Source organism: Kribbella swartbergensis, assembly GCF_054784135.1.
The window spans coordinates 213353-229735 of sequence record NZ_BAAGPM010000027.1 but is presented as its reverse complement, the minus strand read 5'-3'; the positions used below and the strand labels follow the sequence as shown (position 1 = coordinate 229735).

At 69.1% G+C, this 16383-nt stretch carries 13 protein-coding genes; 9 read left to right on the top strand and 4 right to left on the bottom strand.

The window, feature by feature from the left end; genetic code table 11:
* Positions 1–17: 17 nt before the first annotated feature.
* The 3 genes from ACYVOK_RS27175 to moeZ all read left to right on the top strand — a co-directional run bounded on the left by ACYVOK_RS27175 (position 18) and on the right by moeZ (position 5172).
* Positions 18–932: an alpha/beta fold hydrolase gene (locus tag ACYVOK_RS27175; protein WP_460665380.1), complete on the top strand. Its 915-nt coding sequence runs from the start codon at positions 18–20 to the stop codon at positions 930–932.
* 154 nt (positions 933–1086) lie between these two features.
* Positions 1087–3807, top strand: coding sequence for a Calx-beta domain-containing protein (locus ACYVOK_RS27170; protein ID WP_460665379.1), 2721 nt, complete (start codon positions 1087–1089; stop codon positions 3805–3807).
* Between the two features lie 174 nt (positions 3808–3981).
* Positions 3982–5172 (top strand): adenylyltransferase/sulfurtransferase MoeZ, encoded by a 1191-nt coding sequence (gene moeZ / locus ACYVOK_RS27165; protein ID WP_460665378.1) that lies wholly within the window; start codon positions 3982–3984, stop codon positions 5170–5172.
* Between the two features lie 55 nt (positions 5173–5227).
* Here the strand turns inward: moeZ and ACYVOK_RS27160 are convergent, their stop codons facing one another.
* Both ACYVOK_RS27160 and ACYVOK_RS27155 read right to left on the bottom strand, forming a co-directional pair.
* A complete protein-coding gene (locus ACYVOK_RS27160) occupies positions 5228–6013 on the bottom strand; it encodes a maleylpyruvate isomerase family mycothiol-dependent enzyme (protein WP_460665377.1) in 786 nt (261 codons plus the stop codon).
* A gap of 8 nt (positions 6014–6021) precedes the next feature.
* Positions 6022–6651, bottom strand: a complete 630-nt coding sequence (locus ACYVOK_RS27155; protein ID WP_460665376.1) for a TetR/AcrR family transcriptional regulator — start codon at positions 6649–6651, stop codon at positions 6022–6024.
* Positions 6652–6738: 87 nt separating this feature from the next.
* Between ACYVOK_RS27155 and ACYVOK_RS27150 the strand changes: the two genes are divergently transcribed.
* The 6 genes from ACYVOK_RS27150 to ACYVOK_RS27125 all read left to right on the top strand — a co-directional run bounded on the left by ACYVOK_RS27150 (position 6739) and on the right by ACYVOK_RS27125 (position 15253).
* On the top strand, positions 6739–7005 hold the full coding sequence (locus ACYVOK_RS27150) for a DUF2277 domain-containing protein (RefSeq protein ID WP_363686190.1): 267 nt from the start codon (positions 6739–6741) through the stop codon (positions 7003–7005).
* 8 nt (positions 7006–7013) lie between these two features.
* Entirely contained in the window at positions 7014–7370 is a 357-nt protein-coding gene (locus tag ACYVOK_RS27145; protein WP_460665375.1) for a hypothetical protein, read from the top strand.
* 75 nt (positions 7371–7445) lie between these two features.
* Positions 7446–8285: an LLM class F420-dependent oxidoreductase gene (locus ACYVOK_RS27140; protein WP_460665374.1), complete on the top strand. Its 840-nt coding sequence runs from the start codon at positions 7446–7448 to the stop codon at positions 8283–8285.
* A gap of 31 nt (positions 8286–8316) precedes the next feature.
* Positions 8317–8616 carry an MGMT family protein gene (locus ACYVOK_RS27135; protein ID WP_460665373.1) on the top strand — a complete coding sequence of 100 codons (300 nt, stop codon included), beginning with the start codon at positions 8317–8319 and terminating at the stop codon, positions 8614–8616.
* Positions 8617–8804: 188 nt separating this feature from the next.
* Positions 8805–12020 (top strand): ATP-dependent helicase, encoded by a 3216-nt coding sequence (locus ACYVOK_RS27130; protein WP_460665372.1) that lies wholly within the window; start codon positions 8805–8807, stop codon positions 12018–12020.
* Positions 12020–15253 (top strand): UvrD-helicase domain-containing protein, encoded by a 3234-nt coding sequence (locus ACYVOK_RS27125; RefSeq protein ID WP_460665371.1) that lies wholly within the window; start codon positions 12020–12022, stop codon positions 15251–15253. Before ACYVOK_RS27130 ends, ACYVOK_RS27125 begins: the two co-directional genes overlap by 1 nt.
* On the opposite strand, the gene ACYVOK_RS27120 is transcribed toward ACYVOK_RS27125, so the two are convergent.
* Positions 15250–15795, bottom strand: a complete 546-nt coding sequence (locus ACYVOK_RS27120) for a Uma2 family endonuclease (RefSeq protein ID WP_460665370.1) — start codon at positions 15793–15795, stop codon at positions 15250–15252. The genes ACYVOK_RS27125 and ACYVOK_RS27120 overlap by 4 nt on opposite strands.
* 129 nt (positions 15796–15924) lie before the next feature.
* Positions 15925–16317, bottom strand: a complete 393-nt coding sequence (locus ACYVOK_RS27115) for a Uma2 family endonuclease (protein ID WP_460665369.1) — start codon at positions 16315–16317, stop codon at positions 15925–15927.
* Positions 16318–16383: the final 66 nt, after the last annotated feature.

Sequence of the window (16383 nt, the reverse complement as noted above, 5' to 3'; positions counted from 1 at the left end):
GTTCTACCATGGGTTGCGTGGAGAGTTACGCGGCAGTAACCGGTGGCGCGGTCCGGCTCGGGGCGCAGGAATGGCCCGCCCGGCGGGTGCGGGTCGCGGGGGTCGATCTGCTGGTCAGGGAGGCTCCGGGCGCGGCGACCGAGCTGCCGCCGGCATTGTTCGTGCACGGGCTCGGTGGCTCGTCGCTGAACTGGACGGCGTTGGGCCTCCTGCTCAACGACACGATCCGCGGGATCGCGCCCGACCTGCCCGGGTTCGGGCGTACGCCGCTGTCCGGCGTCACCGGGATCAACGAGCAGGCCGACGTACTGATCCAGCTGATGGAGCAGGAGTTCGACCGGCCGTTGCATCTGTTCGGGAACTCGATGGGTGGAGCCACGTCGGTCGCCCTGGCCGCACGCCGGCCGGATCTGGTCGCGTCCCTCACGCTGATCTCGCCCGCACTGCCCCATCCGCGCGCCTCCGCGAGCGCCGTGTGGTTCGCGGCGGTCGCCACGCCCAGGCTGGGGCAGGTGGTGCTGGAGCAGACCCGGCGGCTGCCGTTCGACCGGCGGTTCCAGGCGTCGTTGACACTGCTGTTCGGCGATCCGCGCTCGCTTCCGCCCGAGGTGAAGGCGGCGTACGAGGCGGAGTTGCGCCGCCGCGACACGGACCCGTGGGGGATGCTGGCGACGGTGCAAGGGGCCCGGAGCATCCTGCGGTCGTCGCTGGCGCCGCGGCGCCGGTCGCTGTGGGCCGACGCGGCGCGGGTCGAGTGCCCGGTGCTGCTGGTGTACGGCGGCAGGGACCGGTTGGTCGACGCCCGGATCCGGACCAAGGCGCAGCGGACGTTCCGGGACGCGCGGCTGCTCTACCTGCCGCAGTCGGGGCACGTCGCCCAGATGGAACACCCCGAACTGGTCGAGCGTGCCTTCCGCCAACTGATCAGTTGATCGAGTCGCAGCTGTGGCCGGACTGAGACACGGTTGAGCGGCTGGTCGGATCAACTTTCCTCTCGCTCATGGAGTCGGACGAACACCGTGTTCGTCGAACGAGAGGACCACTGTGCGGGTAACGGGCAGACTCATCAGAAGCCTGTCGCTGGGGATGGTCGCACTACTGGGTGTGGGGACGTTGCAGGCGAACGCCGCCCAGGTACTTCCGCCATCATCAGTTGCTAAGGGCAATAATTGGGACGTCCGGCCGGTGGCCGGGGGTTATCAGCTCACCCTGCGCCTGGAAGCGCCGGCGCCGATGCGCGCGTCGCTGCCGCTGCTGGCGGTGAACGGCGTACCGATCGGGGTGGCCAGGCAGTCGCCGGACCAGCGGACGCTGACCTTGGTCACAACCGATCAGGCCGTGTTGACGGCGCGCGACGTACGGCTGGTCTGGTCGGGTGACCTCGGCAAGAGCAGCGGCCGGAGCCGGATCCAGGCGGTCGGACCGACCGACGCGGACTGGTTGAAGGCGCGGCAGGGACCGTTGCTGAAGGACGATCCGGGTGCGCTCGGCAGGTATCAGGTCACCACCTCGGAGTACGACCTGGGTGACGAGGCCGTCTACCTTCCTGGCCTCAAGCAACGGTCCGAGCTGCGCGGGAAGGTGTACTCGCCGCGCGGTGCGATCGGTCCGCGGCCGTTGGTGATCTTCCTGCACGGCCGGCACCAGTACTGCTACGGCGACGACGTCACCCCGTCGGACAAGCCATGGCCGTGTCCGGCCGGCGCGAAGCCGGTGCCGAGCTTCCGCGGGTACGACGGCCCCGCCAAGGCGCTGGCGAGTCAGGGCTATCAGGTCGTGTCGATCAGCGCCAACGCGGTCAACGCGTACGACGGTGACGTCTACGACTCGGGTGCGCAGGCGCGGGCGGAGCTGATCCTGGATCACCTGGCGTTGTGGAAGAAATGGGCGACGATCGGCGGTGGGCCGTTCGGCCGCACGTTCGTCGGCAAGGTGAACCTGCAGAACATCGGTCTGATGGGTCACTCCCGCGGTGGTGAAGGTGTCGCCCGGGCTGCTGTACTCAATGCCGACCGGGGTGGCCAGTACGGCATCCGCGCCGTCCTGCCGCTCGCGCCGACCGACTTCGCTCGCGCGACCGTTCCTGGGGTCGCAATGAGCGTGCTGCTGCCGTACTGCGACGGTGACGTCTCCGACCTGCAGGGGCAGAAGTTCTACGACGACACCCGCTACTCCGTGACCGGTGACACCGCGCCGCGCTCGACTGTGACGGTGCTCGGCACCAACCACAACTTCTTCAACACCGAGTGGACGCCGGGGCAGTCGGAGGCGCCGTCCAACGACGACTGGTTCGGTGACGTCAACGAGTCGCCCTGCGGTGCCAAGTACGCGGGCCGGTTGACGGCGAAGGAGCAGCAGGCCGTCGGTACGGCGTACATCGCGGGCTTTTTCCGGTTGCAGCTCGGCCGGGAGACGCAGTTCCTGCCGCAGTTCGACGGGTCAGACGCACGGGCCGCCTCGGCCGGGCGGGCCGTCGTACGCGTGGTGTCGCAGGCTCCTCTACCGTCGCGGCGGGACGTGAACGCGCTCGACAAGGCTCTGCCGGCCGGTGCGGTGAGTGGCAGGGCGTCGGCGACGGTCTGTGCGGGTGTGAGCCAGCCGTCTGGCCGGACTGCCGAGACACCGACGTGCATGACGACGGACGACTGGGCCAACGCTCCGCACTGGGGTGCTGCCTGGTACGCCGCTCGTACACCAACCACTGCGGTGACCAGGTTGAGCTGGACTGGGACTGACGGCGTACTGCGGCTGGACCTGCCGGCTTGGCAGCGCGACGTACGACGGTTTGCCGCGTTGTCGTTTCGTGCGGCGCCTGACCCGGTTGGTGCGCCGAAGACTGATCTGAGTGTGCGCGTGGTGGACGGGCGCGGCCGTGCGGCCGTCGTACCCGTGTCTGCCGTCAGTGACGCGCTGGTGCGGATGCCGGGGCGTGAGGACAGTGGGCTGCCGAAGAACCTGTTGCGGACCGTGCGGATCCCGGTGGGGTTGCTGAAGGGCGTCGACCTACGTGACGTGCGGGCTGTCGAGTTGCGGACGGACCGGGTGGCGCGTGGGTCGGCGTATGTGAGTGATGTCGCGTTCTCGTCGCCTGGAGTGGGGCTGTCGGCTCCTGCCCGGTTGCTGCCGCGGCTGTCCGCGTCGAGTGTGACGGTGAAGGAGGGCGACGCGGGGACGAAGTCGATGGACTTCTGGGTGACGCTGTCGCGGCCGACCATCCGTCCGGTCAGTGTGTACGTCGAGACGAACGGCGACCTCGGGACGGCTGTCGGGGATGTCACTCGGCGGTTGGTGTTCAAGCCGGGGCAGGTGCGGCAGAAGGTGAGCGTGCCTGTGGTGGGGAACACCCGGGACAGCTACGACCTGCCGTTCAGTCTGGTGCTGTCGGCGCCGCGGGAGGCGTTGCTGGACCGGTCGTTCGGGCACGGGCTGGTGATCGACGACGACGCCACGCCGACGCTGACGGTCGGGAACACGTCCGCGAACGAGAAGGCGGGGACGCTGCGGTTCCCGGTGACGCTGTCGGCGCCGAGCGACAAGTTCGTCAGTGTCTTCGGCGTCCTGAACGACGGGACGGCGGTGATCCGGAAGGACTTCGCCGGCGCGTACGACGACGGATCCAACCCGCCCGACCGCACGGTCGACGGCTACGTCGAACCCGGCAAAACCACCGGCGAGCTCACCGTCCGCCTGGTGAACGACAAGGTGAAGGAGCCGACCGAGACCTTCACCGTCACCCTCACGAAGGCAGACGGAGCCACCATCACCCTCCCCCGCAAATTCACCGCCACCATCACCGACGACGACTGACCAACCACGCCGGGCGCCTGCCGGCGCCCGGCGTGTGGATGCGCTGGGAGTGAGATGGGGGTCCCGGGATGTGGACGTAGTGGGGGGTGGTTGGGGGAGTGCGGGAACATGGGGGAGGGCCGGATGGTTGAAAACCGGAGAGCCTGACCGTCATCGTTCACGAGGAGCCGACACGTGTCACTGCCACCGCTGGTCGAACCGGCCGACGAGCTGACCATCGACGAGGTTCGCCGGTACTCGCGGCACCTGATCATCCCCGAAGTCGGGATGGCCGGGCAGAAGCGGCTGAAGAACGCCAAGGTGCTGGTGATCGGCGCCGGCGGCCTGGGCAGCCCGGCGCTGCTCTACCTGGCCGCGGCCGGTGTCGGCACCCTCGGCATCGTCGAGTTCGACACCGTCGACGAGTCGAACCTGCAGCGCCAGATCATCCACGGCCAGTCCGACGTCGGGAAGTCCAAGGCGCAGTCGGCCAAGGAGTCGATTCTCGAGACCAACCCATACACGAACGTCGTCCTGCACGAGGAGCGCCTCGACAACGACAACGTGTTCCAGATCTTCGAGCAGTACGACCTGATCGTCGACGGCACCGACAACTTCGCCACCCGCTACCTGGTGAACGACGCCGCCGTGCTGCTCGGCAAGCCGTACGTCTGGGGCTCCATCTACCGCTTCGACGGCCAGGTCAGCGTCTTCTGGGCCGAGCACGGGCCGTGCTACCGCTGCCTCTACCCCGAGCCGCCGCCACCGGGCATGGTCCCGTCCTGCGCCGAGGGTGGCGTGCTCGGCGTGCTGTGCGCGTCCGTCGGCGCCGCGCAGGTGACCGAGGCGATCAAGCTGCTCACCGGCATCGGCGACCCGTCGCTGGGCCGGCTGAACATCTACGAGGCGCTCGACCTGAACTGGCGCACCCTGAAGGTCCGCAAGGACCCGAACTGCGCCATCTGCGGTGAGAACCCGACCGTCACCGAGCTGATCGACTACGAGAGCTTCTGCGGCGCCCTGACCGAGGAGGCGGCCGACGCGGCCGTCGGCTCGACCATCTCGGTGAAGCAGCTGAGCGAGTGGATCAAGCTGAAGGACAACGGCGAGAAGGACTTCGTGCTGATCGACGTCCGGGAGCCGAACGAGTACGAGATCAACCGGATCCCGGGCTCGGTGCTGATCCCGAAGGCGGAGTTCCAGACCGGTGTCGCGCTGGAGAAGCTGCCGCAGGACAAGCAGTTGGTCTTCCACTGCAAGTCCGGTGTCCGCTCCGCCGAGGTCCTCGCGATCGCCAAGGGCGCGGGCTTCTCCCACGCCGTCCACGTGGGCGGCGGCGTGGTCGCCTGGGTCGACCAGATCGACCCGAGCCAGCCGTCGTACTGAGAATCCACCAGGCAGACAGAGGGCTGGAGCGTGATGCTCCAGCCCTCTGGCATGTCTAGAACGGCATCCGGCAGCCGGCCACGGCTTCGACGGCGAGCGGGTCGCCCGAGACTGACGGGTTGTCGTCGCGGCCCGACAGCGTTCGCATGTAGCTCACGGCGTCGACGGCGGCGCGACCGACCGGCTCGTCCCTCCCCAGCCGGTAGGTCCCGCCGCCCTGTCCGGTCAGCTCCAGTACGACGCCCGGTCGGTCGCCCCAGAACGGACCCGAAGCCTCCAGGTCGTACACGACCTGCGCGATGATCTCCTGCGCGTACGGACCCGGGTCGAAGGAGCGCCCGAGCGCCTGGCACACGTCGTCGCGGTGCATCCACAGGTCCCGCGCCAGCAGGATGTCCTGCACATATCCCAGCGACATCCGAGGCGTGTCCTCCACCTGCATCGTGATCCGCCGCATCAGCTCCGGCTGGCGCGAGATCTTCCGCGTCGCCTTCGCCCACACCTTGTCGAACAGCGCCCGCAGCTCGTCCGGCGGCGTACCGCGATGCTCGTCGGCCTGCACCATCATGTGCGCGTCGAACCGCGGCAGACCCGGGTAGACCCGCTTCGCCTTCCGGAACCGGCGCGGGAACGACCACGGCTTGATCACGTCCTCCGCCTGCCCGATCAGGTGCCCGGCGATGTCGGCGACGTCCCACTCGTCGCAGACCGTACGCCGGTGCCACTCGTCCCCCTCGAGTGACGCCAGCAGGTCGTGCCACGCCCGGATCTCCGCGTCCCGGTGGACCCGGCTCCGCTCCCGGCCGGACCGGCCGATTTCCCCCGCGAGTACTGCGGTCATGGTTCCCCCTACTGTGGTGCGTAGCGCTGGTAGAACATCTCGAGTACGACGGGCAGCAGCCTGCTGAACCGTCCTTCCTCGAACGACGCGTCGGGCTGGTTCGCGATCTGTTGCGAGAGCAGCCCGGCGATCAACGAGGTGTAGAGGGCGACGCCCTCGTCACTGGCCACGTCCGGGCGGAGGTGGCCGGCGTCCACCATCCGCTGCAGATGGTCGCGAAGGTCCTGTATCGACTCCTTCGCCGGGGCGAACGCTTCCGGGCTTGGCTCGAATCCGGGGATCGTGCGCCAGAACAGCAGTTGCGAGTAGACCTGGTGCTCGAGGCACCACCGGCAGAACGCGGTTGCCGTGATCAAGCCGAGCTCGAGCGGGTCGTCGGTGTCCGCCTCGTCGTACGCGCTCCGGTAGGCGTCGCGCACCAGTTCGTTGCCGCGCTGGAAGAGGGCGTCGTAGATCGCCATCTTGGACGGGAAGTACTGGTACAGCGACGGCGGCTGCATGCCGAGCCGCCGCGCCACCGCGGACAAGCTGAGCGCCGCGACGCCCTCGGTCTCCATCAGCTCGATGGCGACCTCCAGGATCTCCTCGATCGTCGCCTGCCGGCGGCGCGTCCTGCGGTCCAGCCCAGCGGTGCTCATACACTGAGGAAAACCTAAAGGTATTAGGGAAGTCAATACCTCGTAGGTTTCGCCGGATTTGTCCGCGCCGGGACGTAGTGTCGTGACATGTGCAGAAACATCACCGTTCTCCGGGGACTCGAGCCGGCCGCCACCTCTGAGGAGATCTACGCGGCCGCGTTGCAGTACGTGCGCAAGGTGACCGGCGTCGGCTCGCTGAGCTCGACGACGCGCGAGCCGATCGAGCGGGCCGCGACCGAGGTCGCCCGGATCACCGAGCAGTTGCTGGCAGAGATGCCGGAGCGCCGGAACCCGCCGCAGACCGTGCCGCCGCTGCGGCGCCCCGAGGTGCGGGCGCGGCTCGGCCTCGACTAGGACCGACCGTGGGGGGAGAGGTGCTCGCCGGTCGCCGCCGGCAGCTCCTGGTGTTCGGGCTGACGATCGTCGGCGTGCTGCTGGCGATGATCAACACCAACGCCCAGGCCGAGCTGATCCGCCGGCGGCAGGACAGTTGCGACGGCACGCTTCCGCTCCCGACGGCGGCGTACGTGCTGGGCTTCGCCGGTCTCGCCGTCGGCGCCGTCGCACTCTTCCTCCTGATCCGCTGGTTCGGTCACAGCCGCCAGCCGATCGCGCTCATCCTCTTCGCCACCGCGACCGCGGCCGTCGTCTTCGAGGTCTTCGCCCTCGTCACCGCCTTCCAGGAAGGCCGCCCGGCCCCTCCGCTGTGCGGTGGCTGACCGACCACCTCGTGCAGGGTCGGTCCGAGCGGGTAGGGTCCTTCTCGGGAAACGGTTACCTACAAGGAGGCCGGGATGCGGTTCGCGATCAAGACGAGGCCGGAGCACACCTCCTGGCAGCGGATGCGGGACGTGTGGATCGCCGCAGACGACTTCGAGATCTTCGAGTCCGCCTGGCACTGGGACCACTTCTACCCGTTGAGCGGTGACATGGCCGGCCCCAACCTCGAGGCCTGGACGACCCTGGCCGCACTCGCCCAGGCGACCAAGCGGATCCGGGTCGGCTGCCAGGTGACCGGGATGATCTACCGGCATCCGGCCGTGCTGGCGAACATGGCCGCGACCACCGACATCATTTCCGGCGGCCGGCTCGAACTCGGTGTCGGCGCGGGCTGGAACGAGATGGAGACCGCCGCCTACGGCATCGAGCTGTACCCGTTGAAGGAGCGGTTCGACCGGTTCGACGAGGGCGTGCAGGCGATGATCGCGCTGCTCACCGAGAAGGTCGCGAACTTCGACGGCAAGTACGTCAAGCTCACCGACGCGTACTGCGAGCCGAAGGCGGTGCAGACCCCGCATCCGCCGATCACGATCGGCGGCAAGGGCCCGAAGCGCACGCTGCGCGCGGTCGCCCGCTGGGCTCAGCACTGGAACGTCATCGTGCCGAGCCCGGAGGAGTGGAAGCCGCTCAAGGAGGTGCTGGTCAACCACTGTGAGGACGTCGGCCGCGACGTCAACGAGATCACGTGTTCGGTCAACGTCCGGATCGAGCCGGACCAGCCTCTCGACGCGGCGGTCGCCCAGGCGGCGGCGTACGGCGAGGCCGGCGTCGACCTGGTCGTCATGAACCTCCCGCTCGACGCGCCGCCGTCGATCGTCGAACCGCTCGCGAAGGCCCTGGCGCCACTGGCCTGAACTGTCCTCGGTCCCCGCTAGGTTGGGCTCCGTGGACAGGGAGGAGTACGTCGAAGCGGTGCTGCGGGCCGTGGAGTCGATCCCGCCGGGCAGCGTCGCGACGTACGGCGACATCGCCGAGTTCGTCGGCCAGGGCGGACCACGCCAGGTCGGCGCGATCATGCGCGAGTACGGCGGGAGCGTGCCGTGGTGGCGGGTGATCCGGGCCAGCGGCGTACCGGCCGACGAGGTGGGTGACGAGCAACTGCATCGTCTCCGCTCGGACGGCGTACGCGTCACCAACGGCCGCGTCGACCTCCGTAAGTTTCGCTGGCATCCCGAGACGCGCTGAAACACGCCGGCGGTGCGACGGCCCCGCCCCGGACCCCCGCACCGCCGACGCCGGCCGGCGGTTGAGGATGCCGGCCTGCGAATCGTTTGATGCACGAATCGGGCCCGAAGTTGTCCGCAGTCCGGTGAGTTCCGGTGGCGCGGTGTGTGCCGATCGGGATTGTCGGTGGGGTCTGATGGGATGTGGCGGTGGTCAGCAGACAGGGGTCCCGGTACCGGTTGGTTCGGGCAGAGCGGCGTACGGCGGATGCCCCTGTCCTGGATGCGGATCAGCAGGCGGTGGTGGATCATCCCGGCGGACCTTTGCTGGTGCTGGCCGGGCCCGGGACCGGGAAGACGACGACGCTCGTCGAGGCTGTTGTCGACCGGGTGCGCAATCGCGGGCTGAGTCCCGACCAGGTGCTGGTGCTGACGTTCGGGCGCAAGGCGGCGACCGAGTTGCGCGACCGGATCACCGGCCGGCTCGGGCGGACGACGCGGGTGATGCCGTCCATGACATTCCACTCCTTCTGTTATGCGTTGCTGCGACGGTTCACCCCGGCCGACGCGTTCGACGTACCACTGCGTCTTCCGTCCGGTCCTGAGCAGTCTTTGCGGTTGAGCGAGGCGCTGGCCGGCAGCCGTGAGGTCGGTGCGGTGCACTGGCCGAGGAGCTTGCATCCGGCGCTGAAGACGCGCGGTTTCACCGACGAGGTGCAAGCGGTGATCGGCAAGGCGCGCCAACTCGGGCTCGACCCGGAGGACCTGTCCGCGATCGGCCGATCCGCGGAGCGGGCCGAGTGGGTCGCGGTCGGCGACTTCTTCGAGGAGTACCTGCAGATCCTCGACCACGAGCAGGTGCTGGACTACTCCGAGCTCATCCACCGGGCGGTGATCCTGGCCCAGCAGCCGCAGGTCAAGGCCAAGCTGCGCAACGAGTTCAAAGCCGTCTTCGTCGACGAGTACCAAGACACCGACCCCGGTCAGACGCAGTTGCTGCAGGCGATCGCCGGTGACGGCGGGGACCTCGTCGTGGTCGGTGACCCGGACCAGTCGATCTACACCTTCCGCGGCGCCGACGTCCGCGGTCTGCTGCGCTTCCCCGACGAGTTCCGTACGGCGGACGGCGCCGAAGCGGCCCAGATCGCGCTCGGCACGACCCGCCGCTTCGGTACGACGCTGCAACGCGTGTCCCGCAACGTCGTCAGCCGGCTCGGTGTCCCGGGGACGCTGGATCGCGACACGTTCGAACGGTTCCGCAACCCGGACGCGAGCGGCTGTGTGTACGGCGCCGGCAAGGTCGAGGCGAATCTGTACTCGACCAGCGGGGCTGAGCTCGAGCACATCGCGGACCTGCTCCGGCGAGCACACGTGCAGGACGGTGTCGGCTGGCAGGAGATGGCAGTGCTGGTGCGGTCCGGGAGTCGTTCGATCCCGCCGTTGCGTCGCGCGCTCGCGGCGGCGGGGATCCCGGTCGACGTGGCCGGTGACGAGCTGCCGTTGTCCCGCGAGCCCGCCGTCCGTCCGATGCTGCTCGCGCTGCGTGCCGTCGCGGATCCGTCCACGTTGACGGTGGACGTCGTACGGGCGCTGGCGTTGTCGCCGTTGGGGGCGATGGATGCCGGACAGTTGCGCCGGTTGGCCCGGGTGCTGCGGCAGCGCGATCGCGAGGCCGCGGCCGGTCAGCGGTTGCCGCGGTCGTCGGACGAGCTGTTGCGGGAAGCGCTGATGAATCCGCTGCTGCTCGACGAGCAGGCCTCACCGGCGGAGGCGCGGTTCGCGGCCCTCGGCGAACGGTTGCTGAAGGCAAGGAACATCGTGAACGCGGGCGCGGCGCCGGACGAGGTGATGTGGTTGCTGTGGTCGGACTCGCCGTGGATGCGGCGGCTCCGCGGCCAGGCGAACTCCGGAGGGGAGACGGCCCGGGCCGCCAACCGTGACCTGGACTCGCTGTGTGCCTTGTTCGACGCGGCGAGCCGGGCCGAGGAGCAGGTCGGCTTCAAGGGTGTGTCGGCGTTCCTGAGCGAGCTGGAGTCGCTGGACATCGCGGCGGACAACCGGTTCGACGGGACGTACCGGGAGGCCGGCGTGCAGCTGATGACCGCACACCGGTCGAAGGGTCTGCAGTGGCGGCTCGTCGTGGTGGCGAGTGTGCAGGAAGGGCAATGGCCGGATCTGCGGCGGCGCGGTTCGTTGCTGGAGCCGGACCGGCTCGGGCCGGACGGCCTGGTGGAGCCCTTGTCGGCCGGCGCGTTGCTCGCGGAGGAGCGGCGGCTGTTCTACGTCGCGATCACCCGGGCCCGGGAGCGGTTGATCGTGACCGCGGTGCAGGCGCCGGAGGCCGACGGGGACCAGCCGTCACGATTCCTGGCCGAGCTGGACATTCCTTTGAAGCTGGTCGCGGGGCGGCCGCGACGACCGTTGTCGCTGTCCGGCCTGGTCGCGGATCTTCGCTGCGTGCTGGCGGATCCGGCGTCGTCGCCCGCGTTGAAGCGGGTCGCGGCCGATCGACTGGCGCAGCTCGCCGATGCCGTCGACGATCGCGGTCAGCCATTGGTGCCGACGGCGGATCCGTCGCGGTGGTGGGGCGTGCGGGAGCGGACCCGATCCACGAAGCCGATCGCCGATCCCGACCTGCCGGTGCCGTTGTCGGGGAGTGCGCTGACGACGATCGTGGACTGTCCGCTGCGGTGGTTCCTGCAGCGGCGGGCCGGTGGTGAGACGCCCAGTACGTCGGCGATCGGGTTCGGCATGGTGTTGCACACCCTGGCCGACGCGGTCGCGACCGGGACGTTGCCGCCGGACGTGGACGAGCTGAACGGGTGGCTCGACAAGGTGTGGACGCAACTGGACTTCGAGTCGGCCTGGATCTCGGACCGGGAGCGGGTCGAGGCCGAGCAGGCGTTGCGGCGGTTCGTCGCATGGCACCAAGGCCGGCCGGACCGGCGGCTGATCGGGACCGAGGTCGACTTCGACGTCCTGCTGCCGGACACCGACAAACCCGCCGTCCGGGTGAAGGGCCGGATGGACCGGATCGAGGAGGACTCCGAGGGCACGATCCGGGTGGTCGACCTGAAGACGGGTCGCTCGGTTCCGACCAAGCCGGCGCTCGAACGGCACGTCCAGCTCGCGATCTACCAGCGCGCGATCGCCTCCCGCCAGCTGAAGAAGCTCGGCGAGGACGCGGTCGCCGGCGGTGCCGAGCTGGTCCAGCTCCGGCACGACGACGGTGGTTTCCCCAAGGTCCAGCACCAGGGCCCGCTGGAGACCGACGACGACGGCCGCACCTGGCTCGACGAGGCCGTTGAGGACGCCGAGGCGATGGTCCGCTCCGAGGAGTTCGTCGCCAGACGCAACGACGGCTGCTCCCGTTGCGACGCCCGCCCGCTCTGCCCGATCCAACCCGAAGGCCGAGAGATCGTCTGATGCCCGCTGCCAAACTGGAGACCACGTCCGATCTGTGTGATCTGCTGGGGATTCCGTTCAGTGATCAACAGTTGGCGGCCATCACGGCTCCGTTGGCGCCAGGAGTGATCGTGGCGGGGGCCGGGTCGGGCAAGACGACGGCGATGGCGGCCCGGGTGGTGTGGCTGATCTGCACCGGGCAGGTGAAGCCGGAGGAAGTGCTCGGGCTGACGTTCACCAAGAAGGCCGCCAACGAGCTCGACGTACGGATCCGCGACGACCTGACGAAGGCCGGCGTACTCGGCTCGACCCTGCCGAAGGAGCAGCATCCGATCCTCGCCGCCCACCTGCGCAGCAACATCCCGAACTGGCAGCAGGAGGAGCCGGGTGAGCCGGTCGTGTCGACGTACCACGCGTTCGCCGGCACGCTGATCGCCGAGCACGGTCTCCGCCTCGGTCTCGAGCCGGACGCCCGGGTCCTGGCCGATGCGACCAGGTTCCAGCTCGCGGGTCGCGTCGTCCGGCGATCCGCCGGGCCGATCCGGTTCGCCTCGCACCACGTCCCGACCCTGGTGAACAGCCTGCTCGCGTTGGACGGGGAGCTCGCCGACCACCTGCTGCGCCCGGACGACGTACGCGAACACGACGAAGCGGTACGGCGGGAAGTCGCGGCGGCCCGGAAGCAGACGGTCGAGGTGCGCAAGCTCGCGGAGACCGCGCTGAAGCGTGGTGAGATCCTGCAACTGGTCGAGGAGTACCAGGCGTACAAGGCGGAGCGCGGCGTCGTCGACTTCGCGGACCAGATGGCATTGGGCGCGCGGCTGGCCGAGGAGTGCCCGGAGGTCGCGGTCGTCGAGCGATCGCGGTACAAGGTCGTCCTCCTCGACGAGTACCAGGACACCTCGGTCTCACAGCGCCGGATGCTGACCGCGTTGTTCGCCGGTCCTGACGGCCGCGGGCACCCGGTGACCGCGGTCGGCGACCCGTGCCAGGCGATCTACGGCTGGCGCGGCGCGTCGGTCGCGAACCTGGACGAGTTCCCGGAGCACTTCCCGAACGCCGACGGCACGCCGGCCCGCCGCTACGTGCTGAGCGTCAACCGTCGCTGCGGCAGCCGCATCCTCGCCGCCGCCAACCAGCACGCGGCCGAGCTCTACGAGCAGCATCCCGGCGTGATCCCGCTCGAAGCCCCGGAGAACGCACCTGAAGGCGCGATCACCGTCGGCCTGTTCGAGACGAGGTCGCAGGAGATCGAGTGGGTCGCCGACGCGATCGTCGCCGCCCACCGCACGCCGAACCGCCGGTGGAAGGACATCGGCGTCCTGATGCGGACGAACGTCGACCTGAGCGCGGTCCACGAAGCCCTGATCGCCCGCAAGGTCCCGGTCGAGGTCGTCGGCCTCGGCGGGCTCCTTGCGCTGCCCGAGGTGGTCGACGTCGTCGCCACCCTGCAGGCCGTCAACGACCTGACCGCCAACGCCGCGATGCTGCGGATCCTCACCGGCCCCCGCTACCGGATCGGCCACCGTGACCTCGCGCTGCTGGCCAACCGTGCCCGGGCGCTGGCCGACACCGGGGAGCGCCCGGCCGCCGACGACCTGGTCGCCGCGCTGGATGCCGCGGTCGCCGGGATGGACTCGACCGAGGTGATCTCACTCGCCGAGGCGGTCGACGATCCTGGTACCGAAGCGTGGGGCTACTCGCCCGAGGCTCTGATTCGCTTCAAGGAGTTGTCGGCCGAGCTGCACGAGTTGCGCGCTCACGCGGGCGAGCCGCTGCTGGATCTGGTCCGCCGGGTGATCAGCACGATCGGCCTGGACGTCGAGCTGACCGCGACCCCGGACCACATCGACTCCGGCCGCCGCGACCACCTGGCCGCGTTCCTGGATGCCGTGGGCAACTTCGTGTCCACCGAGTCGGACGGTTCGCTCGACGGCCTGCTGGCGTACCTGGCCGCCGAGGAGGAGTACGCCGCCGGTCTCGACCTCGCCGTACCGAGTGAGGCCGACTCGGTGAAGCTGCTGACCACGCACCGGTCGAAAGGCCTGGAGTGGCCGATCGTGTTCGTGCCGACGCTGGTGAACAAGGTGTTCCCGTCGGATCGCGGGCGGGACAAGTGGACGACGAACGCGAAAGTGCTGCCGTGGCCGTTGCGGGGCGACGCCGACACGCTGCCCGACTTCCACGACCTGTCCAACGCCGGGTTGAAGGCGTTCGCGGACGAGTGCAAGGACATGAACGCGCTGGAGGAACGGCGGCTCGGGTACGTCGCCTTCACCCGGGCGAAGGAGATCCTGGTCGCGACCGGGCACTGGTGGGGTCCCACGCAGAAGCGGCCGCGCGGCCCGTCGTCGTACCTGGAGATGCTGAAGAAGCACGCGGGTGATCGGGTCGTGGCCTGGGCCGAACAGTCGGACCTGACCGATGAGAACCCGGAGCTCGCCGAGCAGACACAGGCGCCGTGGCCGGCGCCGTACGACATGGAGGCGTACCGGCGTCGGCTGGACGCTGTCGCGCTGGTGCAGCAGGCGCGGGCCGAGGGGCCGTCGCAGGAGGCAGAGGAGTCACTGCTGCTGGACGAGCAGGCGACGGTCGCCCGGTGGGACTCCGAGATCGAGCGATTGTTGTCCGAGGCAAGGGAAAGCCGGAGCCGGAAGGCGTACGACGTGGAGCTGCCGGCCGCGCTGTCGGCGACCCAGGTGATGCGGCTGGCGAAGGACCCGGACGGCCTGGCGTCCGAGCTGGCCCGGCCGATGCCGCGCAAACCCAACCGGGCGGCGCGTTTCGGCACCCGCTTCCACGCCTGGGTGGAGAGCTACTTCGGCCAGCAACTCCTGCTCGACCCCGACGACCTGCCGGGCGCCGCGGACGAGGACATCGTCGACGACACCGACCTGACCGAACTGATGGACGCGTTCCGCAACGGTCCGTACGGCGAGACCACGCCGTACGAGATCGAGGCGCCGTTCGCCCTCGCCATCGCCGGCCGGGTGGTGCGCGGCCGCATCGACGCCGTCTACCAGGTCGTCCGGCCCGACGGCGCCCGCGGCTACGAAGTCATCGACTGGAAAACCAACCGGTCCGAATCCGCCGACCCCCTCCAGCTGGCCATCTACCGCCTAGCCTGGTCCGAACTCCAGGGCGTCCCCCTCGACCACGTCACCGCCGCCTTCTACTACGTCCGCACCGGCGAAGTCATCCACCCCGAAAACCTCCCCGACAAACAACAACTGACCGCCCTGCTCAACGGCTAATCCACGAGCTCCGCCGGAACGATTCGTACCGGGAAGGGGATCTCGGCGTCGAAGGCCTCCTTGCCGGTAACGACTGCACGCTGCACATAGCGTCCCTCGACCAACTCCAGAACCGTCAGCTCCTCCCGTTCCGGGTCCACGATCCAGTACGACTGCACACCGGCTTCCTCGTAGAGGCCTCGCTTGAGGATCAGGTCCTTCGAACGAGTGGCCGCCGACAGGACTTCGACAGCCAGCAGCAACGGGCGGTGGATCGCCTTCGGACCGACGTCGACTCGGCGGCAGACGAGCACGTCCGGCTGCAGCGAACGCCGAGGAGTCGGCTGAAAGTCCAGCGGCGCGACAAAGACCTTGAACTCCGCCGGACAGTGGTTTCTGAGCGTCACCGTCAGTTCGACTACCGCATTCTGATGGATCGGCAGCGGTGCCGGGGTCACCAGCAACACCCCATCGACCAGCTCGTACCGCATCCCGTCATCGGGAAGCGCGTCGAGGTCGGCCAGTGTGAATGTGCCCGGCTCAATGGTTTCCACGTACCCCATGGTGCCTCCTTCTTGGTCACGCGACCAGCATGGTGGAGTCCGGCGGGTGGTTTGTGCCGTTTCGGCGATCTGCCCCGGGTTGCCCCGGTATCTGCCCCGGGCTGCCCGGGGATGGTCCGTAATACCCGGTCATGCGGTGAGTGCTCCTGGCGTGAGGGCGACCGGGAAGGGGCTGGTGGCTTGGAAGGTTTCTTCGGCTTGGACTACGGCTTCGCAGGTGTAGCCGGTGCGGGTGAGGTGGAGGATGGTCAGTTCGTGGTGGGTGGGGTCGAGGAGCCAGTAGTTGGGGACTTGGTGGGTCTCGTAGAGGTGGCGTTTGAGAACGACGTCGGTGGTCCGGGTGGAGGGGGAGAGGACCTCGACGGCCAGCAGGGGTGGGGTTTGGAGGAGGTGTGGGCCGGCGGCGGCGCGGGGGCAGACGAGGAGGTCGGGGCGGAGGGCGACGGAACGGGTGGGGCGGAAGTCCAGGGAGCCAACGGAGACGAGCAGGTCCGATGGGCAGGCTTGTTTGAGGTGGATCATCAGGGCGACGACGGCTGCGTGATGGGCGGGTGGTTGGGGCGCCCGTCACCAGGAGGCGCCCGTCCA

Coding starts and splice junctions, on each gene's coding strand:
- ACYVOK_RS27140 (WP_460665374.1), top strand. CDS start 7,446: ATGCGGTTCGCGATCAAGACGAGGCCGGAGCACACCTCCTGGCAGCGG.
- ACYVOK_RS27125 (WP_460665371.1), top strand. CDS start 12,020: ATGCCCGCTGCCAAACTGGAGACCACGTCCGATCTGTGTGATCTGCTG.
- ACYVOK_RS27155 (WP_460665376.1), bottom strand. CDS start 6,651: ATGAGCACCGCTGGGCTGGACCGCAGGACGCGCCGCCGGCAGGCGACG.
- ACYVOK_RS27115 (WP_460665369.1), bottom strand. CDS start 16,317: ATGATCCACCTCAAACAAGCCTGCCCATCGGACCTGCTCGTCTCCGTT.
- ACYVOK_RS27120 (WP_460665370.1), bottom strand. CDS start 15,795: ATGGGGTACGTGGAAACCATTGAGCCGGGCACATTCACACTGGCCGAC.
- ACYVOK_RS27160 (WP_460665377.1), bottom strand. CDS start 6,013: ATGACCGCAGTACTCGCGGGGGAAATCGGCCGGTCCGGCCGGGAGCGG.
- ACYVOK_RS27170 (WP_460665379.1), top strand. CDS start 1,087: ATGGTCGCACTACTGGGTGTGGGGACGTTGCAGGCGAACGCCGCCCAG.
- ACYVOK_RS27150 (WP_363686190.1), top strand. CDS start 6,739: ATGTGCAGAAACATCACCGTTCTCCGGGGACTCGAGCCGGCCGCCACC.